The sequence below is a fragment of the Kribbella pratensis genome, from assembly GCF_004366075.1.
Lineage (GTDB): Bacteria > Actinomycetota > Actinomycetes > Propionibacteriales > Kribbellaceae > Kribbella > Kribbella pratensis.
The window spans coordinates 1147464-1168336 of record NZ_SODU01000003.1 but is presented as its reverse complement, the minus strand read 5'-3'; the positions used below and the strand labels follow the sequence as shown (position 1 = coordinate 1168336).

The following is a 20873-nucleotide window of genomic DNA, read 5'->3' as shown; positions in this document are numbered from 1 at the left end:
CGGCGGGAGGTGTTGGCCGGGGTGGGGGCAGGGCTGGCGGCTGCTGTGGTGCCGGGGTGTTCCGGTGGTGACGGTGGGCGGTCGGGGGCTCTGCAGGTGTGGGGCGGGGTGCCGGCGGCATCCGGGCCGGCTGATGTGGTGAAGGCGTTCCAGGAGAAGTTTCCGCAGTACAAGGTGAACTACACGCGGTTCGTGAACGACGACCGCGGCAACCTCAAGCTCGACACCGCCCTCCAGGGCGGCGTCGACATCGACGTGTACTTCACGTACTCGCAGGGTGCGATGGCGTTGCGGGCCGGGTCCGGACTGGCGGCGGACCTGACCGATCGCGTGAAGGCGGACCCGGACCTGCAGGTGTTCCTCGACACCGAGCAGCCGCGGTCGTACATCGACAACGGCAAGGTCAAGGCGCTCGCCACCGCGCGGGAGCCGTTCTTCGTGCTGTTCAACGAGAAGCTCCGGCAGCAGGCCAAGGTCGAGCTCCCGCAGTCGTGGACGATCGACGAGTTCCGCGCGACGGCGAAGAAGCTGACGACGGACAAGACGGTCGGCACGTACACGCTGCCCGACGTCGCCCGGATCGCCCTCGGGCCGAACTACTGGTACGACGGAAACCGCTCGAACTTCGGCGATCCGCACTTCGAGCAGGGCTTCCGCCTCGGCCGCGAGATGATCGCGGAAGGTACGGCGTTCCCGTGGACCGAGGTGCTGTCCCGGCATCTTGACGCGTACCAGCAGAACTCGTTCCTCGGCGAGGAGTTCCACCTCTGGTCGACCGCACCGTTCAACCTGCGCTACCTGTACGACGCGAAGAAGTACCCGCACGACTTCAAGGTCGCGTTCGCGCCGTCGCCGACCGTCGACGGCCAGAACTGGAACGGCGGATCGTTCAGCAACTTCATCATGGTCAACCCGAAGTCGCCGAAGTTCGAGGCGGCCTGGGCGTTCGTGAAGTTCTGGCTGACCGAGGGCGCGACGCCGATGCTCAAGGGCGGCAAGATGCCGGCGCTCGGCAACGTCACCGACGAGCAGATCGTTTCCGGAATGCTCGGAAAAGAGCCGGAGAAGTACTTCGACCTCGACTCGTTCCGGCGCGTCGTCCTGGCGTCCGATCCGAAGCTCGCGACCGACACCCGGCTGACCGGATTTCCGGAGATTTCCCTGGCGGTGAAGCAGCAGCGCGACCTCTGCTGCCTCGGCGAGAAGGACCCCGGCGTCGCGATCCGTGAGGTACGGCGGCTCGCCGACGCCGCGATCGCCCGTAACGAGAGGAGGCCCTGATGGCCAGCCGCCACGGTCGTCGCGGCCGGCACCGAGGCCCGGACCGAGCAGGGCTCCGGGATCCGTCCGTCCGGCTGGATCGGGTTCCTGTTCATCGCCCCGAACCTGCTCGGCGTGATCGCGTTCACGTTGATTCCCCTGATCAGCGTCGTCGTGCTCGCCTTCACGGACTGGAACCTGGTGTCCGGCCTCGGTGGCATCACCTTCAACGGCATCGACAACTTCGTCGCGATCGCCCGGGACCCCGGGTTCTGGCACGCGATCGGCCTGACACTCGTGTACGTCGTGGTGTCGGTCCCGCTCACCGTCGTCCTCGGACTCGCGCTCGGGATCGCGCTCAACCGTCCGCTCCCAGGCCGCGCCGTGCTCCGGGCGATCTTCTTCCTGCCGTACATCGTCAACGTGGTCGCGATCGGCATGACCTGGTTGATGCTGATGAACCCGAAGGCCGGTCTGGTGAACCAGGTCCTCGACGCGTTCGGGCTCCAGCCGGGGTGGTTCGCGTCCTCGCACTGGGCGCTGCCGGCACTGATCGTGATGGCGGTCTGGGGCGGCGTCGGGTACTGCTCGCTGATCTACCTGTCCGCGCTGCAGGACGCGCCGCGGCAGTTGTACGAAGCGGCCGACATCGACGGTGCTTCCGCGTGGTCGAAGTTCCGTGTGATCACCTGGCCGTCGTTGCTGCCGACAACGATCTTCCTGCTGGTCACGCTGATCATCGGGGCGTCGCAGGGCTTCGGCCTGATCGCCTTGATCACCGCGGGTGGTCCGGGCGACGCGACCACCACGATCTCGTACTACATGTACCAGACCGGTTTCCAGTTCTACCGGTTCGGTTACGCGTCGGCGATCGGCCTGGTGACGTTCGTCGGCGTACTCGTCCTGACCCTGCTCACCTGGCGGGCGCAGCGAGGGAGGGCCCTCAATGACTAACAAGTACAGCAAATGGATCTGGGGCGTGCCGCTGTGGATCCTCGCCATCGCTTTCCTGGCACCGTTCGCGTGGATGATCTCGACCGCGCTGAAGCCGGACGTGGACGCCTACAAGATCCCGATGCAGTGGATCCCGGACCCGTTCCAGTGGGACAACTTCAGCACAGTCCTGAGCGGGGCGACCTCGGTCCTTCCGGCGTTCGGCCGCTCGGTGTTCGTGGCGCTGCTGCGGGTCGCGGGAGAGCTGATCACGGCGACGATGGCCGGCTACGCGTTCGCCCGGATGTCGTTCAAGGGCCGGGACAAGCTGTTCCTGCTGTACCTGGCGACGGCGATCATTCCGGCCCAACTGCTGCTCGTTCCGCGGTTCATCTACTTCCAGAAACTCGGGCTGTACGACACGCTCTGGGCGCTGATCCTGCCGGGGATGTTCACCGTGCTCGGAACATTCCTGATGCGCCAGTTCTTCGTCAGCCAGCCGGCGGAGTTCGCCGAGGCCGCGCGGATGGACGGCGCCAACGAGTGGCGGGTGTTCACCCGGATCTACTTGCCGTTGGCAACGCCGGTGATGAGCGCGCTCGGCATCCTCGCGTTCGTCTGGTCCTGGAACGACTACGAGACGCCGCTGGTGCTGATCAGCAACCCGGACCGGTACACGCTGCCGCTCAGCCTGACGAACTTCGTCGACGAACAGGGCCAGATCGCGCCCGGCCTGACGATGGCCGCCTCGGTGATCTCGATCGTGCCGGTGCTGATCGTGTTCGTCGTCCTGCAACGCCGCTTCATCGCCGCCATGACTCATACAGGGATCAAATGATGCAGAACGTTTCAGGTGTCTTTCCGCATCTCGCGCAGATCGGCGACTTCGGGCCGCCGCGCAGCGAGCTCGGTATCGGTTCGCTGATGCCGTGGAACGGGAAGCTCTACGTCCAGAACTACAACTCCCACAAGGCGCGGTCCGGTGCGGGCGTCAGCCTGCGCCGGGTCGACGCCGACCTGTCGATGGAAATCGTTCCGGAAACTCTCGGCGTGGACGGAACGTACACCAACCGTTTCGTGCATTTTCCGACGTCGAAGCTGGTCCTCGGGCCGCACGTGATTTCCGCCGACCACAAGATCGTGACGATCCCGGAGCTGCAGCCGTTGCGGGTCTGCGGTACGTCGCGGCACCTGACGAAACCGGACACGCACGTGTACGTGCTCGCGATGGAGGGCGAGCTGTTCGAGCTCGACATCACGACGTACGAGTGCACGCAGCTCTTCGATCTCAACGACGAGCTCGGGACCGACGGCGAGATGAAGGTCCACTACAAGGACTGCTACACGAGTTTCGGCCGGCTCGTGGTGTGCTCCAACGAGTACGCCGAGCCGGAGTGGGCCGGCGAGCGGTCACGCGGCCGGCTGGCCGAGTACGACGGCACGTCGTGGAAGATCCTGCGGGACGATCCGTTCACCGCGATCGGCGGACGGCACGAGTTCGGCGGGACGATCTTCGCGACCGGGTGGGACCGGGCGTCGGCGATCCTCGAGGTGTTCACCGAGGCCGACCAGCAGTGGACCCGGTACCGGCTGCCGAAGGCGTCGCACTGCTTCGACCACAAGTGGCAGACCGAGTGGCCGCGGATCCGCGAGGTCGAGCACGAGCGGCTGCTGATGGACCACCACGGGATGTTCTACGAGGTGTCGCCGTGGGCGTACGGCGGCCGGATCTGGGGTGTCCGTCCGATCTCGACGCACCTGTGGGTCCTGGGCGACTTCTGCTCGTGGCGCGGGATGCTCGTGGCGGGTGCGGACAACGCTTCACCGAGCCACGGGCTCAACCCGACGACGGCCGAGCCGCAGTCCGGGCTGTGGTTCGGGAAGACCGACGACCTGTGGAGTTTCGGAAAGCCGGCCGGGTGGGGTGGGCCGTGGTGGGAGACAACGGTTTCCGCCGGCGTTCCGTCCGATCCGTACCTGATGACGGGCTTCGACGGAAAGTGTCTGCACCTGGAGAACTTCTCCGACACCCCGCTGGCGATCACGGTCGAGATCGACTTCCACGGGCACGGCCGGTTCGGCGCGGTGGAGACGTTGACGGTCGAGCCGGGGCAGATCCGGTCACCCGTTTTCCCGCCCGGGTTCAGTGCGCACTGGGTACGGGTGGTGAGTGATGCCGACGGCGTCGCGAGTGCCCAGTTCGTCTATACGTGATGATCACGGAATGGATTCCTCGATGGAACGAGCCGGCAGTCCGAGTCCGTTGCAGCTCGTCAAGCGGGCCCTGCCCGAGCTGAACGGTGCGATGCAGCGGGTCGCCGAACACATCCTGGCGAACCCGGACGAGGTCGCGCGCGGTTCGATCACGAAGCTGGCCGGGGCCGCGCAGACCTCGGCCGCGACGGTCACCCGGCTGTCGACCCATCTCGGGTACGCCGGGTACCCCGCGCTGCGGGCCGCGCTGGCGATGGAGGTCGGCCGCGGTCTGGAGGCCGGGTGGGCGAGCGACATCGGTATGGCGATCGGCCCGGCGGATCCGCCCGAGCAGGTGCTGAACGTGCTCGCGTCGACGCAGGCGAACGCGCTGCGGAACGCGTTGGCCGCGATCGATCTGACCGCGGCCACCCGGGTCGCGGACGCGATCGCCGGCGCCCGGCGGACCCACATCTACGGCGAGTGGGGCGACGCGATCCCGGCCCGCGAGCTGTACATCCGGCTGCTGCGGATCGGGATCCCGGTTTGGTTCTTCGACGGTCCGCAGTCGTCGCAGATCGGCGCCGGCTTACTCGGCGAGGGCGATGTCGCGCTGACGGTGACGCGGTCCGGCACCGATGCGACCACGCTCGACTTCATCAAGCGCGCCCGCGAGGAGGGCGCGCTCACGGTCGCGATCACCGGGATGCCGGACGCGCCGATCGGCCGGATCGCCGACGTCACCCTCGACACCGGTACGCCGAACGGCGCGAACTGGACCGAGTTCTTCGCCGGCCGCGCGAGCGACGTACTGACGGCCGGCCTGCTGTTCGTCCTGGTCGCGCAGCGGGTGCCCGATCACCTGACCGCACATCATCCGAACGGGCCGGGGCAGCCCGTCGTACAGCGAGATACCTGAAAGGCTTGTGCATGCAGCAGCTCGAGGTCCAGTCCGATCTGACCGTCGTCGGCGGCGGGCTCGCCGGGATCTGCGCGGCGATCGGCGCCGCGCGGCAGGGGAGCACCGTGGCGCTGGTGCAGAACCGGCCGGTGCTCGGCGGCAACTCGTCCAGCGAGGTGCGGGTGTGGGTGTGCGGGGCGACCGCACACGGCGTCCAGAGCTTCGCCCGCGAGACCGGCATCATGGGTGAGCTGCTCGTCGAGAACCAGTTCCGGAATCCGCTCGGAAACCCGTACTACTGGGATCTCGTGCTGCTGGAGGCGGTCCGCGCCGAGCCGCGGATAACGCTGTACCTGAACACCGACGTCCGGACCGTGGAGGCCGCGGACGGCGAGATCCGGTCGGTGACCGGGTGGCAGATGGGGTCCGAGAAGGAGATCCGGTTCGTCAGCCCGGCGTTCGTGGACTGCTCGGGCGACGGCCTGGTCGGCGTCCTCGCGGGAGCGGAGTACCGGACCGGGCGGGAGCCGCGTTCGGAGTACGACGAGTCGTGGGCTCCCGACGTACCGGACTCGAACACGCTCGGCAGCACGATCCTCTTCTACAGCAAGGACGCCGGGGAACCGGTGCGGTTCGTGCCGCCGTCGTTCGCCCGGGACGTCACGGAAACCGCGATTCCGGAACGTCGCGTGATCCGGACCGATATGAACGGGTGCGCGTTCTGGTGGATCGAGTGGGGCGGTGAGCTGGACGTCGTCGACGACAACGAGGCGATCCGCGACGAACTGCAGGCCGTGGTGTACGGGATCTGGGACTACATCAAGAACTCGGGGCAGTTCGACGCGGACAACCTGACCCTGGAGTGGATCGGGTCGGTACCCGGAAAACGTGAGTACCGGCGGTTCCTCGGCGACCACGTGCTGACTCAGCACGACGTGCTCGACCAGACGGAGTTCGACGACCGCGTGGCCTTCGGCGGCTGGTCGATCGACCTGCACCCGCCCGGTGGCGTGTACGCGGTCGAACGCGGATCGAAGCACTGGCATCCGGCCGGCAACTACCACATTCCGCTGCGTTCCCTGTACTCACGGAACGTCCGGAATCTGTGGATGGCGGGACGGAACATCAGTGCGAGCCATGTCGCATTCGGTACGACGCGGGTGATGGCGACCTGTGCGTTGCTGGGTGAAGCAGCCGGCATCGGCGCAGCTGTTGCCCTGCGCAACGGGTTGACGCCACGCGAGCTGGCGCACGACCGGTTCGGCCTGATGAAGCACGCGCTGACCCGCGCCGACTCGTCGGTTCTGGGCGTCATCGACGACGATCCGGAAAACGCTGCATTGTCGGCGACCGTCACCGCGTCCTCCACCCTGACCCGACCGGCCCTCGAGGTCTCGTCCGGAACGCTGCCGCTGACCACAGACCTCGGAATGGTCATCCCGATCGACCCCGCGCTCGACGGTTTCGAGTTACTCGTCGACTCGACGGGAGGCTCCCTGACCGTCGAGCTCCACGACCCGGTCAAGGCGCAGAACTACCTCCCGGCCAAGCTCGTCGACTCCTGCACCGTCAAGGTGCCGCCCGGCGAGAAGCGCTGGATCCACGTCCCGTTGGCCTGGCGTCCGTCCGCTCCGTCCAACGCGTTCGTCATACTGCGCAGCACACCGGACATCTCCGTACACACTGCTGCGACGGGACTCCCCGGCACGGTTCACTTCGCCCATCACGATCCGGCGCCCGACGAGCAGTGGACGGAGCAGTTCCGTGCCTGGAAACACATCCTGCCCCGCGGCGGCCTCTGCATCCGCCTCGGCGAGACCGCGGCGTACGCACCCGAGAAGGTGATCGGCGGCTACTCCCGCCCGTACGGCGGCCCGAACCTCTGGTCGTCGGAAGATCTCGCCTGGGACTCCGAGCCCTGGCTCGAACTCGCCTGGCCCGAGCCGGTCGACCTGTCCGAGATCGTCGTCGTCCTGGACGCGGACGTCCAAGAGGACCTCATCAACCTCCACCATCACCGCACGCCGTTCGAGTCGCTCCCCACGCTCGTGGCGGACTACAACGTGGAGGTCCGCAACGGCGACGGCCCGTGGCAGCAGGTCGCCAAGGTCACCGACAACCACCATCGCACACAGCACCACCGTTTGGAGACCCCCACCCGAGTTACCCAGCTCCGCCTCACGACCCGACGCACCAACGGCGCCCCACGAGCGCATGTCGTCTCCATCCGCGCCTACTCGTCGGCTCAGTAACGCCACTCGAGTTCGTGCTCCAGCATCCAGTGCGTCAGAGGCTCAGCCGCACCGGCCGACGCTGCACCCGTCAGTAGGTCTGCGAGGACTTGTGCGGGTGCGGCGAGCCGGATGCCGCTGTCGGTCTTCCGGGAGCGGGTGTACACCACATCCCCGGAAGGCTCGGCCAGGATGATGGCCCTGCCCCTGGCCGGCACGAGCTCCCACACCGTGGCCGCAGCTCGCGCATCGGGGGTGTAGATCACGGTCGGGCCGGCCGGTGTCTCTGGCACCCACACCCGTGCCGCATGCGCGCCGCTGACCGCGTGACGAACTGGTGTGGCTGCGACGCGGTCCAGGAGCGGCTGGGCGCCGTGCTTGCTGCGCCAGTACGTCACACGGACGTCGCGGCTGAAGCGGACCTCCTCGTTCCAGCGGCGGAGCAGAGTGAGCCAGCTCGGTACGGCGATGACTCCGGGCGCCTGACGCTCTACGAGTTCTTCGCGCTCGAGCCGGTTGACCACCCGCCGGATGGTCTGTGCGGGAACGCCGGTGGTCGTCACGAGGTCATGGGTGGTCCAGAGGCTGCGGAAGTCCAGGAGCGCGCGGATGATCAGTGAGGCGGCGTCACCGGCCAATGGGCTGGTTGTGGTTGCGCTCATGGGTTCGCTCCGCTCGGCCGGGCTCCGAGCTGGAGGGTTGCGTAGGTGGTCCACTCGTACTGGTGGTGATCGCGGTTGAGGTTGATGAGGCTCACGCGGCTGATCTCGGTTCTGGCGACGCCCCCGGCCAGAGCGTTGACGCGTTGGCGGAGCGGCTCGGCAGGGGCAGGCTGGTTCCAGTAGCCGAGTGAGACGTGTGGGTCGAGCTCGGGCAGTGCGGGCACGGAGTCACTGCCCCAGACGTCGGTGATCGCGGCACGGAGCTGTGCCCGCAGACGGCGCAGGCGGTCGACGGGGGAGACCGGGAGCTGCAGGCTCTCGGCGTCGACGACCGCGGGGCCGAGCTTGATCTCGAACGGCCGGAAGTACTCGAGTCGGCGCTGCGCCGCGTCGATGATCGGGTCGAGGTCCGACTGCGGAACCTTGTCGGCGAACCCGATGCCCTGCAACGTGAGGTGCAGCCATTGGACCGGTACCGGCGTAATCCCGGGCAGCGAATCGACCAGCCGCCGGTACGCCGCGTGCACGTCGGTCAGCACGGCGTCGTTCGGGAAGACGACGTGCCATGTGTAGAACGATCGCCCGGGCCGCCAGTTCGGGCGCCAGTACCAGTGATCGCGGACTTCCTTGATCATGTGTGCTCCTCGATCACGCGTCGTCGGTTCGGGGTGGTCAGGCGCGTCGGCAGTCCTGGCTGCTGGGTGAACTCGGCGATCCGGTCCCGCAGCATCCGGCCCTTCGGGCTGCGCGCGTACGGCGCTGTCAGGGCGGCGACCTCCGCGACGCGCTGGATCAGCGGGCGCACGCGGTACTCCGGCTGGAGCTCCAGCACCGGGTCCACCGCCTCGATCGCACCGTCGAGGTGTCCGAGGAGCAGCCGCGCCTTGGCCTGCTGGAGGCGGGCCATCCGTTCGGAGCCGGCGTTCCGGAGTGCGTACGGGACGGCCTCGAACAGGGCGATGCTGTGGTCGGCGTGATCCGCGGTGCGCTGGGCGTCGCCGAACGCCAGGTGCGTGTCCGCCCACAGTCCTTCGGCGCGTTCCGGCGTACAGAGCAGGACGCCGCCTGGTTCCGAATCGGCGGGGCGGACGGCGAGGGTTCGGGCGACGTCGAGGAGGTCACGGGCCTTGTCCGTGCGTCCGGCGCGGGCGTGGTCGACGGAGGCGGCGCTGGCGAGGAAGAGTCTGGCCGTGCCGGCGTTGTACCGCAGGCCGTCCTCGGCGTACGCCGCCGCGCGGGCGAAGTCCTCCTGCCAGAACGCGGCGGTGTGCTGGGTGGCGCGGATCCAGCCCCGCAGTACGTCGTGATCCGCGGCCTCGGCGCAGGCCCACGCCGTCCGGGTATGACCCTCGGCGATATCCGGCCGGCCGAGATCGACCGACATCCAGGCGAGCAGCGTGATCGCCCAGCCGGCGGCCGCGTACAGGTCACGGGACTGGCGCGGCGACTGGTTGCCGGCCAGCAGCCCGAAGGCGCGGTCGCGGATCGCGCGGTTCTTCGCGAACAGCGGCCGGATCGGCGTCCGCAGGTAGGACTGCGCGATCCGCTCGATGTCGGCCTGCAACTGTTCGACGGTGAGCTCGCCGACGTTCGACTCCTCGGCGAACGACAGCAATGCGATCGACTCATCGCCCGCGTTGACCAGGTCGTCGTCGTGGCCGGCCATCGACGCCGGCGGTGCCAGCTCCGGCTCGGTCAGGGAGACGCCGGAGGGCGGGAAGAAGCCGAGGTCGTTGTCGGAGGCAACGCCGAGCACGTGGCGCAGGCCGGAGCGGTACGCCGCGCCGGGCCAGCGGACCGCGCCGCGTTCCAGCTTGGCGATGTAGTGGCCGTCGAGCTCGTACTTGATCTCGGTCGTGTCCCAGAGCCACGCGCAGATGGTGTCGGCCAGCTCGCTCCGGGACATGTGTTCACCCGGCGCGCGCCGTGAGGGGGTGCGTTCCCGCGCCTCGCGGAGAAACTCGTTCGGCCCTGACATGGCGGTAACTGTAAGACGCCGAACACCCTCTGCGACGGCGAAATCGGGTCCTGTGGACGATCTGCCCCAGGCTGCCCCGATCTGCCCCGAATCCCTGTGGAAAAAGGGGTTCTCGACCGCCGTGGATGGTCCGCGGCGACGAATCGACGGTGATTTCGGCGCGCGTTGACGGTTGCTGAGCGTGAGGAAGGTGGGGCATCCCGGGGCAGATAGGGGCAGCCCCTCGACGATGGACCTCTAAGAGGTCCCGCGAGTAGGTGGCCCTCTAAGAGGTCTCGCGAGTAGGTGGCGCCTGCTACGCGCCGCCCCGCGGGCACTGGGCGGCGTTGTCGTCGGTCGACAGGACTCCGTCCTGCCTCCCTCCTCCGCCTTGCCCAGCACTCCGCTGGACGACGCTCGCGACGGCGCCACCTACTCGCGAGACCTCTAAAGTTGTGGGATGCCCGAGGAAGCCGTGACGACGTTGCATGCCGAGCTGGAGCGGTTCGGGCGGGCGGAGGAAGGGCTCGCGCTGCTCGAGGTGTTCCTGGAGGTGGCGCGGCCGCGGTTGGGTGCGGTGGTGCTGGATCCGGTGGGACTACAGCTACCGACGGAGCTCACCGACGATCGCCTTGTCGTGCAGAAGCTGATCGACGAGATCGAGCAGGAGCCACAGGGCAAGGCGCGCGCCGTCGAGCGCGCCTTCGACATGGACGACGAACAGGCGCGCTGGGATTACGTACGCCTCGCCTACAGTTCGAGTCAGGCGACAGTGTGGAGCCGTCGCCAACGTACGACGTACTTCGAGGCGTCCGGCCGCCACAAGGCGACGTACTGGCTGCCGGACAGCCTGAAGGTGCAGTACTTCGACGCGCTGACCTCCCGCGGGTGGGCCATCCCGGAGGAATGGCTCACCGCGGTGGCGAAGCGGCCCAAGCCGTGGTGGAAGCGCGGCGGCCGCTGAGGGTCAGCCCATCGCCGGCAGATGGGTCAGTGCTTCGGCGACTGCTGACTGGATCTCGGAGTCCTCCCAGGTGCGGTCGATGATGGCGTTGGACAGGTAGGCGTCGTACGCGGCGAGGTCGAGGTGACCGTGGCCGCAGAGGGCGGTGAGGATGACCTTCTCCTCGCCGGACTCCTTGCAGCGTTGGGCTTCCTCGACGGCGGCCGCGAGCGCATGGGTGGGCTCGGGCGCGGGGACGATGCCTTCGGTCCGCGCGAACTGCACCCCGGCGGCGAAGCACTCGGACTGTGGTTTGGCGACCGCCTCGATCTCGCCGGTCTCGTAGAGATGGCTGATCAGCGGGCTCATGCCGTGGTACCGCAGGCCGCCCGCGTGGATCGGATCGGGGATGAAGTCGTGGCCCAGCGTGTGCATCTTCATCAATGGCGTCATCCCGATGGTGTCGCCGAAGTCGTACGCATACGTGCCCTGGGTGAGTGACGGGCACGCGGCCGGCTCGACCGCGCGCACGATCGGGGACATCCGGCCGGCCCATTTCTCCCGCAGGAACGGGAACGCCAGGCCGCCGAAGTTCGATCCGCCGCCGGTGCAGCCGACGATCAGGTCGGGGGTCTCGCCCACCATCGCGAGCTGCATCAGCGCCTCTTCGCCGATGATGGTCTGGTGCATCAGCACGTGGTTGAGCACCGAGCCGAGCGCGTAGTGCACCTCGGGATCCTGCACGGCGGCCTCGACCGCCTCGCTGATCGCGATCCCGAGCGAGCCGGTGGAGTCGGGGTCACCGGCGAGGATCTTCCGCCCGGCCTCGGTCAGGTCGGACGGACTCGGGTGCACGGTCGCCCCGAACACCTGCATCATCGTCCGCCGGTACGGCTTCTGGTCGTACGACGCCCGCACCTGCCAGACCTCGCACTCCAAGCCGTACTGCGCGCAGGCGAACGCGAGCGCCGTACCCCACTGGCCGGCCCCAGTCTCGGTCGTGAGCTTCCGGACGCCGGACTTCGCGTTGTAGTACGCCTGGGGGACCGCCGTGTTCGGCTTGTGTGATCCCGCCGGCGAGACGCCTTCGTACTTGTAATAGATCCGGGCCGGCGTATCGAGCGCCTTCTCCAGCCGGTGCGCGCGATACAACGGACTGGGCCGCCACAGCCGGTAGACATCGAGCACCTCACCCGGAATGTCGACGTACTGCTCCTGTGAGACCTCCTGCAGGATCAGGTCCATCGGGAACAGTGGCGTGAGATCGTCCGGCCCGATCGGTTGCCCTGTACCCGGATGCAGCACCGGCGGCGGAGGCGTCGGCAGGTCGTGCAGCACGTTGTACCAACGGGTCGGCAGCTCTTCCTCTGGCAGCAGGATCTTCGTCGGCGTCATGCACGCAAAGTTAGGCCCGAGCCGCCCCCCGGACAATGACCTGAACCGGAACGCAACCAGCAGTTATCCGGAACTCGACAACCCCTCCAGCACCCCACCGGCGCGCACACGGTAGACGACATCGGACGGCTGCCGTGTACCGAGCGCATCCGGTACGCCGAGCCGTCGCAGCAGCATCCGCCCGATCATCTCGTGCGACACCAACAAAGGCCGCCGTACGCCGCTCCGTCCGACCTCCTCCAGCACCCGTCCGGCGCGCACCTCGCCGTCCGCGTAGCTCTCACCCTCCGGAAACCGATAGGTGTACTTCTCCCGCTCCCGCGCATCCCGCTGCCCCGGCCACCGCGCGTCGATCTGTCCCGACTCCAGACCCGACCACAACCCGTGGTCGATCTCGGCCAGGTCGTCGACAACTTCGACGGTCAGACCGAGCTCAGAAGCGATGATCGAGGCCGTACGCCGTGCTCGATCGAGGGGGCTGGCGAAGATCGCGTCGATACCTTCGCCGGCCAGCAACTGGGCGTTCCGGTGGGCCTGTTCGAGGCCGAGCGGAGTGAGTGGCGAGTCGAGACGCCCTTGCCGGCGGCCGGCGACGTTCCACTCGGTTTGGCCGTGGCGGGCCAGGTAGGTCAGGCCGGGACTGTGGCGGGGGTTCCCAGCCATTCGTCGATTTCGGTGAGGAGGGTTTTCTGGACCTCGGGTGGGGCGGTGGAGGCGACGACCGAGCTGCGGGCGAGGTCGGCCAGTTCGGGGTCGGTGAAGCCGTGGACGATGCGGGCGGTTTCGTACTGTTCGGCCAGGCGGGAGCCGAAGAGCAGCGGATCGTCCGCGCCGAGCGCGATCCGGGCACCTGCCTCGTAGAGCTTGCGGAGCGGGACGTCCTCAGCACGCCGGTAGACGCCGAGCGAGACGTTGGACGCGGGGCAGACCTCCAACGCGATCTGCGCGTCGACGACGCGCTTCAGGAGGTCAGGGTCCTCGACGGAGCGGACACCGTGGCCGATGCGGCCCGCGCCCAGCTCGTCCAGACAGGTCCGAACAGTCGCCGGACCACACAGCTCGCCACCGTGCGGCGCCGCGAGCAGCCCGGCGTGGCGGGCGATCCGGAAGGCCGGTTCGAACTCGGACGTCGTACCGCGTCGTTCGTCGTTCGACAGGCCGAACCCGACCACGCCACGTCCGACGTACTGCGAGGCCAGCCGTGCCAGCGTGCGGGCGTCGAGCGGATGCCGGGTCCGGTTGGCCGCGATGATGACCTGGACGGCGATCCCCGTCGACGCCGACGCGTCGCGGGCTGCGTCCAGCACCAGGTCGGTGAACTCGGTGATGCCGTGGAAGCGGCTCGCGTACCCGGACGGGTCCACCTGGATCTCCAGCCAGCGCGAGCCGTCCGCCCGGTCGTCCTCGGCCGCCTCACGGACCAGACGCCGTACGTCGTCCTCCGTCCGCAGCACCGAGCGGGCGATGTCGTACAGCCGCTGGAACCGGAACCAGCCACGCTCGTCCGCCGCCGACAGCTCCGGCGGCCAATCGGTCCGCAGCGCGTCCGGCAGCCGCACGCCGTGCTTGTCCGCCAGCTCGACCAGCGTGAGGTGCCGCATCGACCCGGAGAAGTGCAGATGCAGGTGTGTTTTCGGCAGCACCCGCAGATCCCGCTGCGTCATTACCGAAGGTTACCGATCCCCTACCCGCCCCGCGAAATCAGCTCAGCAATTTGGCAATCCGGCCGAGGCCCTCGGCCAGGTCGTCGTCTCCCAGCGCGTACGACAGCCGCAGGTACCCGGGCGCCCCGAACGCCTCACCCGGCACGACCGCCACCTCGACCTCGTCCAGAATCAGATCGGCCAGCTCGGCGGACGTGGTCGCCGTACGTCCGTTGATCTGTTTGCCGAACACGCCCTTGACCGACGGGTACGCGTAGAACGCGCCGGTCGGCTCGGGGCACTCGATGCCGGGGATCTCGTTGAGCATCCGGACCATGGTGCGGCGGCGCCGGTCGAACGCGACCTTCATCTCGTCGACCGCGCTCAGGTCGCCGGACACCGCGGCGAGTGCGGCCCGCTGGGCGATGTTGCAGACGTTCGAGGTCTGGTGCGACTGCAGGTTCGTCGCGGCCTTGATGACGTCTTTCGGCCCGATCATCCAGCCGACCCGCCAGCCGGTCATCGCGTACGTCTTGGCGACACCGTTCAGTACGACGGTCTTGTCGGCCAGCTCCGGTACGGCGACCGGGATCGAGGTCGCCCGTACGTCGCCGTACGTCAGGTGCTCGTAGATCTCGTCCGTGATGACCCACAGGTCGTGCTCGAGCGCCCAGCGACCGATCGCCTCGATCGCCTCCGGGCTGTCGACCGCACCGGTCGGGTTCGACGGTGAACAGAACAGGAGAGCCTTGGTCTTCGAGGTCCGGGCCGCCTCCAACTGCTCGACGGTGACGCAGTAGTTCTGCGACTCGGCGGCGAGCACCTCGACCGGTACACCGCCGGCCAGCCGGATCGTCTCCGGGTACGTCGTCCAGTAGGGCGCCGGCAGCAGCACCTCGTCACCCGGGTCGAGCAGCGTCGCGAACGCGTTGTAGACCGCGTGCTTGCCGCCGTTCGTGACCAGGACCTGGGAGGCCTCGATCTCGTACCCCGAGTCCCGCTTGGTCTTGTCCGCGATCGCCTGCTTGAGCTCCGGCAGGCCACCCGCGGGGCTGTACCGGTGATTCCTCGGATCCCGCGCGGCCGCGACCGCCGCCTCGACGATGTAGTCCGGCGTCGGGAAGTCCGGCTCGCCGGCGCCGAACCCGATCACCGGGCGCCCGGCTGCCTTGAGTGCTTTCGCCTTGGCGTCGACCGCCAGCGTCGCCGATTCACTGATGGCGCCGATCCGCGCCGAGATCCTGGAACCCATGCGGCCCATCCTGGCACCACGCCGTACGGCGGTGCTCCCGGGTTTCACGGGGTGGGCGGGGAACGCGCCGGGGGCACCGTCCGTTCAGACCTACTGGAGGCTGTATGGTTCTGTCCGCGGTGCGGCGCCCAACCAGGGGTCGTGCGGGCAGGGCCAGGCCGAACTGTTGCCGAGAGGCTGAGTTCGACCAGGTGGCTCGAACCCCGTACACTTCTCTAGGTCCGGGCGTTGGTGGCCCTGATCCGGCATGCCCGAGATCAGGTCCGACGCGGCGTCCGGATGGATTGCAGAGGGCACTAGCTCAACTGGCAGAGCATCGGTCTCCAAAACCGAAGGTTGGGGGTTCAAGTCCCTCGTGCCCTGCAAATCCTGACCGGCGCAGGGCCGGTCAGGCCGCCGCTAGCGAAAGAGGTAGGTCGTGACGGAGACGCGCACCCCGGCACCGTCCGGCGCCGGCAAGCCTGCGGAAGGGAAGCAGCGCCGCGGCCTGCTGCGCTTCTACCGCGAGGTGGTCGCCGAGCTCCGCAAGGTCGTCTGGCCGACCCGCAAGCAGCTCTCCACCTACTTCGTGGTCGTTCTGACCTTCGTGGTGTTCGTCATCGCGATCGTCTCGGTCCTCGACCTCGCCTTCGGCTGGGCGATGTTCAAGATCTTCGGCTGAGGCTGCCCACCACGATCCGACCGTAGGTCCCGGGCTCCTGACCCGACCCGAAGCAGAACAAGACCCCGATCCACAGATGACGGAGTACGACGTGTCCGAGCGCGACGACGAGGTCCTCGACCACGAGGACGAGTTCGACGTATCCGACGCCGACCTCGATCTCGACTTCGACGAGACCGCCACCGATGACGATCTGTTCGCTGACGACGATGACGACGACGACCCGTTCGCGGGCCTCGACGACGACGACGCCGGCGAGGACGAGGACGATGTGGACGACGACGAGTACTCCGCCGACGACGAGGCGGAGACGCCGCGGGCGGACACCGACACGTCCGACGACGAGCCGGTGGTAGTGGTCCCGGCGGCCGACGATTCCGAGGCCGCCGAGTTCGTGACCGAGGACGACGTCGAGGACGCCGCCGAGGAGTTGGCCGACGAGACCGCCGAGACCGCTCGGCCGACCACCGCCGAGGTGCCTGCCGCGGCTGACGAGGTGGTCTTCTCCAGCGGTGACGACGAGTCCGGTGACGACGAGTCCGACGACGCCGACGTGGACGCGCCGGCTGCGGCCGCCGCCGCGACGGACGACGACGAGGACGACGCGGAGGCCGAGGAGGCGGAGCCTGAAGAGCCGGGCGACCCGCTTGAGGAGCTGCGCAGCCGGCTGCGTTCGCAGATCGGCGACTGGTACGTCGTACACACGTACTCAGGGATGGAGAACCGGGTCAAGGGCAACCTAGAGAACCGGATCAACTCCCTGAACATGGAGGACTACATCTTCGAGATCATCGTGCCGACCGAAGAGGTCGCCGAGATCAAGAACGGTCAGCGCCGGATGGTGAAGCGCACCGTCCTCCCCGGCTACGTGCTGGTCCGGATGGACCTGACCGACGAGTCCTGGTCGACCGTGCGGCACACGCCGTCGGTGACCGGCTTCGTCGGGAACAGCCAGAAGCCGGTCCCGCTCAGCCTCGAAGAGGTCGAGAAGATGCTCGCTCCGGCTGTCGTGGCGGCAGCCGAGGCGGCGGCAGCCGAAGCCGGCGCCGCACCCGCCAAGACCGCGGCGAAGAAGAAGGTCGAGGTCGCCGACTTCGGTGTGGGCGACTCGGTCATGGTGGTCGACGGGCCGTTCGCGACCCTGCACGCCACAGTCACGGAGATCAATGCCGAGGCCCAGCGGATCAAGGCCCTGGTGGAGATCTTCGGCCGGGAGACCCCGGTGGAACTCAGCTTCAACCAGATCCAGAAAGTCTAAGGACCCGACAGAATGCCTCCCAAGAAGAAGATCGCTGCCCTGGTCAAGGTGCAGCTCCAGGCCGGTGCAGCGACGCCGGCCCCGCCGGTCGGTACCGCGCTCGGTCCGCACGGCGTCAACATCATGGAGTTCTGCAAGGCGTACAACGCCCAGACGGAATCCATGCGTGGCAACGTGGTGCCGGTCGAGATCACCATCTACGAGGACCGTTCCTTCACCTTCATCACCAAGACGCCGCCGGCGCCGGAGATGATCAAGAAGGCCGCCGGTCTGCAGAAGGGCTCGGCCGTCCCGCAGCGCGACAAGGTCGGCAAGATCACCAAGGACCAGGTCCGCGAGATCGCCACCACCAAGATGCCGGATCTGAACGCCCGCGACATCGACGCGGCGATGAAGATCATCGAGGGTACGGCGCGCTCCATGGGCGTCACCGTCGACGGCTGAGCAGTACCACTTCACACGTAGTAGTGGCAGGGCGAAGCGCCGCCCGGAGACCACACCCCAGAGAGGAACCAGTCATGGCACAGCGCAGCAAGGCTTACCGCGCCGCCGCAGAGAAGATCGACTTCGATCACCTGTACACGCCGCTCGAGGCGATCAAGCTCGCCAAGGAAGCGGCCGGCAGCAAGAAGTTCAACTCCACCGTGGACGTCGCGATGCGTCTCGGGGTCGACCCTCGCAAGGCCGACCAGATGGTGCGTGGCACCGTCAACCTTCCGCACGGTACCGGCAAGACGGCACGGGTCCTCGTCTTCGCCACCGGTGAGAAGGCCGAGGCCGCGAAGGCCGCCGGCGCCGACTTCGTGGGCGACGACGACCTGATCAAGAAGGTGACCGACGGCTGGCTCGACTTCGACGCGGTCGTCGCCACCCCTGACCTGATGGGCAAGGTCGGCCGCCTCGGCCGGGTTCTCGGCCCGCGTGGTCTGATGCCGAACCCGAAGACCGGCACGGTGACCCCGGACGTGGTCAAGGCCGTGAACGACATCAAGGGCGGCAAGATCGAGTTCCGGGTCGACCGGCACGCGAACCTGCACTTCATCATCGGCAAGGCGTCGTTCGACGAGGCCCAGCTGGTGGAGAACTACAGCGCCGCGCTCGAGGAGATCCTCCGGTTGAAGCCGGCCAGCTCGAAGGGCCGCTACATCAAGAAGACGGTCTTCTCGACCACGATGGGGCCGGGCGTCCAGGTTGACCCCAACCTGAGCCGCAACCTCACCGAGGACGCGGTCGAGGCCTGATCCTCTACACCTCATCAACAGAAAGCCCCCGGGACCTGAACTGGTCCCGGGGGCTTGCTGTCTCTGTCGCCCGAGACGGGTCATTCGGCTGTCCTGTCCGACGTACGGATGGTGATGAGTCCGATCCGGAGTCGTGCAACAGGTAATGGTGAGTCGGCACCTGCTATTGCCTGTCCCCGGTCACCAGCACCTATCTCCAGTCACGCGTCTGTGCCCACTCCCCGGCTCGTGAGCTACCGCCCGTCGAGTTGACGACGGGTTATCCCCTCGCGTTGTGGGTTCTCTACTGATACGCGAGGGGAGACCCCTGCACGCGAGGGGCTAACCGCTCCTAGTGACTGATCCGTGGATGTGCGTTTGGTCGCCGTGGTCCACGACTCGAGGACCACGGGGTGACCGCGGTCTGTCGGTCGAGGGGGTGCGTCGGATCAGGCGTGGGTCAGGCGTGGGTCAGGCGGAGGGGGTGGTCTGCGGTTTGGATGGTCCAGCCGTTGGGGTGTTTTTCGAGGATGGTGCCTGGGGCGGCGGTGCTGTGGTGGGTGGCCGGGTCGGTTCGGGTGATGAGGTGGGTGGTGCCGTCCAGTTCGACCTGGGCGGTGGGTGCGGTGACGTTGAGGGCGGCGGCCTTGCGGCGGATCACGCGGGACGGTTCGGTGAGGTCGAGGAGTCGTTCGTCCTCGGTGAAGAGCGGCGCGTCGGAGGCGTACGCCGGGTCCTGCGGTTGACCGGGATCGCCGGCGACGAGTTTGGGAACCGCCTCGTCCAGGCATTCGCTCAGCAGCGTCCGCCAGCACTGCATCAGCCCGGAGCCGTTCAGGTCCTCGGGCAGTGGCACGATCCGCTGGGCGAGGATCGCGCCGGTGTCGAACTCCGCCGCTGTCCGGTGCACGGTCGCTCCGACCCGCTCGTCACCTTCGTAGATCAGCCGCTGCGGTGTCGGCCCGCGTCCGGCCGGCAGCGGTGACGGGTGGCAGTTGACAGCGCCGTACGCCGGGATTTCGAGGATCTCGTCCGGGATCAGGCGGGGGAACGCGGCCGAGATGATCACGTCCGGCCGGAGCGCGGCGATCACCGGCGCGGCGACGGTCCGGAGTTTGCGGGTGATCAGCACGTTCAGGTCGTCCGGCAGACCCGCGACCATCGGGTCGGAGGCGCCGTACCTGCTGGTTTCCGGCAGCGTCGCGACCAGCACCAGTTCGTGTCCGTTCCGTTCGGCGAACTCGTGCACGAGCCGGAATCCCGGCAGGAACGCGTTCAGGCCGACGATCCGCAAGCTCCTGTTTCCCCAGGTGGTCAGTGCGCGACGAGGTCCGGTGTCAGCGACGACGGCGTGGAGACGCCGACCAGCCGCAGGGTGTGGTCGAGTTCGGTGCCGAGGTCGGTCAGCAGCCGGGTGACGCCGTCGGACGAGCCGACGGTCAGGGCCCACAGCGCGGGACGGCCGACGAACACAGCCCTGGCGCCGAGGGCCAGGGCCGCGAGGACATGCTCGCCACGGCGGATGCCGCCGTCGACGTACACCTCGAGGTTGCTTCCCGCGACGGCTTCGGCAACCTCGGGCAGCGCCTGCGCCGTAGCGATCGAGCCGTCGAGCTGACGGCCGCCGTGGTTCGAGACGATGATGCCGGCGGCGCCCGCGTCCGCGCAGCGCTTGGCGTCGTCGCCGCGGAGGACGCCCTTCACCACCACGGGCAGGCCGCTGCGTTCGGCGAGCCAGCCGATCACGTCGGGAGTCAGGTCGTCGGCCTTCGCGAGGTCGTCGTCGGTCCACTCGCCGACGGGCAGGTTGGCCAGGAACTGTCCGGGTTGCGCCACGTCCCAGACCGTCTCGCCATCGTCTTCCTTCCGGCCGACCACGGGTGTGTCGACGGTCAGCACGACCGCCCGCGCCCCGGCCTCGACGGCGGCGTCGAGCATTTGGACGGTGATCTCGCGGTTCCGCACGATGTAGATCTGCAGCCACCACGGAACGCCGGTCGCCCCGAGGTCGGCGAACGACGTACCGGCGTTGCTGGAGACACCGACGACCGACTTCGCCGCCCCGACGCCGCGCGCCATCGCGAGCTCGCCATCCGGGTCGGCCATCCGCTGCATCGTCGACGGGGCGACCAGGATGGGCGCGTCGACGGGGGTGCCGAGCACCGTCGTACTCAGGTCGACGGTGGACACGTCGTTCAGCACGTGCGGACGGAACCGGTACGCCGACCACGCCGAGGTCGCCTCGGCGACGCTGACCCCACCGGCCGAGCCCTGCCGGAAGTAGCGATGCACGGCCTCCGGCAGCTTCTCGGCGGCCGCGTCTTCCAGGGTGTCGATCCATCGCATGCGGCCCATCGTCGCACC

At 68.1% G+C, this 20873-nt stretch carries 20 protein-coding genes and 1 tRNA gene; 12 read left to right on the top strand and 9 right to left on the bottom strand.

The window, feature by feature from the left end; translation table 11 throughout:
* Positions 1-21: 21 nt before the first annotated feature.
* The 6 genes from EV137_RS29880 to EV137_RS29855 all read left to right on the top strand — a co-directional run bounded on the left by EV137_RS29880 (position 22) and on the right by EV137_RS29855 (position 7539).
* Entirely contained in the window at positions 22-1281 is a 1260-nt protein-coding gene (locus EV137_RS29880) for an ABC transporter substrate-binding protein (RefSeq protein ID WP_238175630.1), read from the top strand.
* 114 nt (positions 1282-1395) lie between these two features.
* The gene (locus tag EV137_RS29875) at positions 1396-2214 is read left to right on the top strand and encodes a carbohydrate ABC transporter permease (RefSeq protein WP_238175629.1); all 819 of its coding nucleotides are present in this window, start codon (positions 1396-1398) and stop codon (positions 2212-2214) included.
* Positions 2207-3031: a carbohydrate ABC transporter permease gene (locus EV137_RS29870; protein WP_133789456.1), complete on the top strand. Its 825-nt coding sequence runs from the start codon at positions 2207-2209 to the stop codon at positions 3029-3031. Before EV137_RS29875 ends, EV137_RS29870 begins: the two co-directional genes overlap by 8 nt.
* Positions 3031-4407: a hypothetical protein gene (locus tag EV137_RS29865; RefSeq protein ID WP_166680043.1), complete on the top strand. Its 1377-nt coding sequence runs from the start codon at positions 3031-3033 to the stop codon at positions 4405-4407. Before EV137_RS29870 ends, EV137_RS29865 begins: the two co-directional genes overlap by 1 nt.
* Before the next feature lie 22 nt (positions 4408-4429).
* Positions 4430-5305, top strand: coding sequence for a MurR/RpiR family transcriptional regulator (locus EV137_RS29860; protein WP_238175628.1), 876 nt, complete (start codon positions 4430-4432; stop codon positions 5303-5305).
* Between the two features lie 11 nt (positions 5306-5316).
* Positions 5317-7539: an FAD-dependent oxidoreductase gene (locus EV137_RS29855; protein WP_134131586.1), complete on the top strand. Its 2223-nt coding sequence runs from the start codon at positions 5317-5319 to the stop codon at positions 7537-7539.
* Here EV137_RS29855 and EV137_RS29850 read toward each other — a convergent pair.
* From EV137_RS29850 to EV137_RS29840, 3 genes are read right to left on the bottom strand one after another with little or no spacing between them, the layout of a single operon-like run.
* The gene (locus tag EV137_RS29850; protein WP_134131585.1) at positions 7533-8180 is read right to left on the bottom strand and encodes a MarR family transcriptional regulator; all 648 of its coding nucleotides are present in this window, start codon (positions 8178-8180) and stop codon (positions 7533-7535) included. The two genes, EV137_RS29855 and EV137_RS29850, sit on opposite strands and share 7 nt — an antisense overlap.
* Positions 8177-8815, bottom strand: a complete 639-nt coding sequence (locus tag EV137_RS29845) for a 2'-5' RNA ligase family protein (protein WP_134008421.1) — start codon at positions 8813-8815, stop codon at positions 8177-8179. Before EV137_RS29845 ends, EV137_RS29850 begins: the two co-directional genes overlap by 4 nt.
* On the bottom strand, positions 8812-10158 hold the full coding sequence (locus EV137_RS29840; protein ID WP_134131584.1) for an NsdA family TPR-like regulatory protein: 1347 nt from the start codon (positions 10156-10158) through the stop codon (positions 8812-8814). The genes EV137_RS29845 and EV137_RS29840 overlap by 4 nt, the downstream gene beginning before the upstream one ends.
* A 439-nt stretch (positions 10159-10597) precedes the next feature.
* Between EV137_RS29840 and EV137_RS29835 the strand changes: the two genes are divergently transcribed.
* Positions 10598-11101 carry a hypothetical protein gene (locus EV137_RS29835; RefSeq protein WP_134008427.1) on the top strand — a complete coding sequence of 168 codons (504 nt, stop codon included), beginning with the start codon at positions 10598-10600 and terminating at the stop codon, positions 11099-11101.
* 3 nt (positions 11102-11104) lie between these two features.
* Here EV137_RS29835 and EV137_RS29830 read toward each other — a convergent pair whose 3' ends face one another.
* The 4 genes from EV137_RS29830 to EV137_RS29815 form a co-directional block, all read right to left on the bottom strand.
* Positions 11105-12475, bottom strand: a complete 1371-nt coding sequence (locus EV137_RS29830) for a TrpB-like pyridoxal phosphate-dependent enzyme (protein WP_134131583.1) — start codon at positions 12473-12475, stop codon at positions 11105-11107.
* A gap of 63 nt (positions 12476-12538) precedes the next feature.
* Entirely contained in the window at positions 12539-13138 is a 600-nt protein-coding gene (locus EV137_RS29825) for a histidine phosphatase family protein (RefSeq protein ID WP_134131582.1), read from the bottom strand.
* Entirely contained in the window at positions 13105-14139 is a 1035-nt protein-coding gene (locus EV137_RS29820; protein ID WP_134131581.1) for an adenosine deaminase, read from the bottom strand. Before EV137_RS29820 ends, EV137_RS29825 begins: the two co-directional genes overlap by 34 nt.
* 37 nt (positions 14140-14176) lie before the next feature.
* Positions 14177-15370, bottom strand: coding sequence for a pyridoxal phosphate-dependent aminotransferase (locus EV137_RS29815; RefSeq protein WP_134131580.1), 1194 nt, complete (start codon positions 15368-15370; stop codon positions 14177-14179).
* 290 nt (positions 15371-15660) lie between these two features.
* Between EV137_RS29815 and EV137_RS29810 the strand changes: the two genes are divergently transcribed.
* The 5 genes from EV137_RS29810 to rplA all read left to right on the top strand — a co-directional run bounded on the left by EV137_RS29810 (position 15661) and on the right by rplA (position 18530).
* Positions 15661-15733 (top strand) — tRNA-Trp (locus EV137_RS29810).
* Positions 15734-15788: 55 nt separating this feature from the next.
* On the top strand, positions 15789-16031 hold the full coding sequence (gene secE / locus EV137_RS29805) for a preprotein translocase subunit SecE (protein ID WP_134008442.1): 243 nt from the start codon (positions 15789-15791) through the stop codon (positions 16029-16031).
* A gap of 355 nt (positions 16032-16386) precedes the next feature.
* The gene (nusG, locus tag EV137_RS41575; protein ID WP_375372045.1) at positions 16387-17289 is read left to right on the top strand and encodes a transcription termination/antitermination protein NusG; all 903 of its coding nucleotides are present in this window, start codon (positions 16387-16389) and stop codon (positions 17287-17289) included.
* A 12-nt stretch (positions 17290-17301) separates the two neighbouring features.
* The gene (gene rplK / locus EV137_RS29795; protein ID WP_132319511.1) at positions 17302-17733 is read left to right on the top strand and encodes a 50S ribosomal protein L11; all 432 of its coding nucleotides are present in this window, start codon (positions 17302-17304) and stop codon (positions 17731-17733) included.
* Positions 17734-17807: 74 nt separating this feature from the next.
* Positions 17808-18530 carry a 50S ribosomal protein L1 gene (gene rplA / locus EV137_RS29790; protein ID WP_134008448.1) on the top strand — a complete coding sequence of 241 codons (723 nt, stop codon included), beginning with the start codon at positions 17808-17810 and terminating at the stop codon, positions 18528-18530.
* Between the two features lie 439 nt (positions 18531-18969).
* On the opposite strand, the gene EV137_RS29785 is transcribed toward rplA, so the two are convergent.
* Together EV137_RS29785 and EV137_RS29780 are read right to left on the bottom strand one after the other, a co-directional pair.
* Positions 18970-19803: a methionyl-tRNA formyltransferase gene (locus EV137_RS29785; RefSeq protein WP_134131579.1), complete on the bottom strand. Its 834-nt coding sequence runs from the start codon at positions 19801-19803 to the stop codon at positions 18970-18972.
* 20 nt (positions 19804-19823) lie between these two features.
* Entirely contained in the window at positions 19824-20855 is a 1032-nt protein-coding gene (locus tag EV137_RS29780; RefSeq protein WP_134131578.1) for an alpha-hydroxy acid oxidase, read from the bottom strand.
* Between the last annotated feature and the right edge of the window lie 18 nt (positions 20856-20873).

Excerpts from the sequence above, each read along its gene's own strand:
- EV137_RS29845 (WP_134008421.1), bottom strand. The coding sequence starts at position 8,815 with ATGATCAAGGAAGTCCGCGATCACTGGTACTGGCGCCCGAACTGGCGG.
- EV137_RS29825 (WP_134131582.1), bottom strand. The coding sequence starts at position 13,138 with ATGGCTGGGAACCCCCGCCACAGTCCCGGCCTGACCTACCTGGCCCGC.
- EV137_RS29835 (WP_134008427.1), top strand. The coding sequence starts at position 10,598 with ATGCCCGAGGAAGCCGTGACGACGTTGCATGCCGAGCTGGAGCGGTTC.
- EV137_RS29840 (WP_134131584.1), bottom strand. The coding sequence starts at position 10,158 with ATGTCAGGGCCGAACGAGTTTCTCCGCGAGGCGCGGGAACGCACCCCC.
- EV137_RS29850 (WP_134131585.1), bottom strand. The coding sequence starts at position 8,180 with ATGAGCGCAACCACAACCAGCCCATTGGCCGGTGACGCCGCCTCACTG.
- EV137_RS29870 (WP_133789456.1), top strand. The coding sequence starts at position 2,207 with ATGACTAACAAGTACAGCAAATGGATCTGGGGCGTGCCGCTGTGGATC.
- rplA (WP_134008448.1), top strand. The coding sequence starts at position 17,808 with ATGGCACAGCGCAGCAAGGCTTACCGCGCCGCCGCAGAGAAGATCGAC.
- EV137_RS29780 (WP_134131578.1), bottom strand. The coding sequence starts at position 20,855 with ATGCGATGGATCGACACCCTGGAAGACGCGGCCGCCGAGAAGCTGCCG.
- EV137_RS29865 (WP_166680043.1), top strand. The coding sequence starts at position 3,031 with ATGCAGAACGTTTCAGGTGTCTTTCCGCATCTCGCGCAGATCGGCGAC.
- EV137_RS29830 (WP_134131583.1), bottom strand. The coding sequence starts at position 12,475 with ATGACGCCGACGAAGATCCTGCTGCCAGAGGAAGAGCTGCCGACCCGT.
- EV137_RS29820 (WP_134131581.1), bottom strand. The coding sequence starts at position 14,139 with ATGACGCAGCGGGATCTGCGGGTGCTGCCGAAAACACACCTGCATCTG.
- EV137_RS29815 (WP_134131580.1), bottom strand. The coding sequence starts at position 15,370 with ATGGGTTCCAGGATCTCGGCGCGGATCGGCGCCATCAGTGAATCGGCG.
- rplK (WP_132319511.1), top strand. The coding sequence starts at position 17,302 with ATGCCTCCCAAGAAGAAGATCGCTGCCCTGGTCAAGGTGCAGCTCCAG.
- EV137_RS29860 (WP_238175628.1), top strand. The coding sequence starts at position 4,430 with ATGGAACGAGCCGGCAGTCCGAGTCCGTTGCAGCTCGTCAAGCGGGCC.
- EV137_RS29855 (WP_134131586.1), top strand. The coding sequence starts at position 5,317 with ATGCAGCAGCTCGAGGTCCAGTCCGATCTGACCGTCGTCGGCGGCGGG.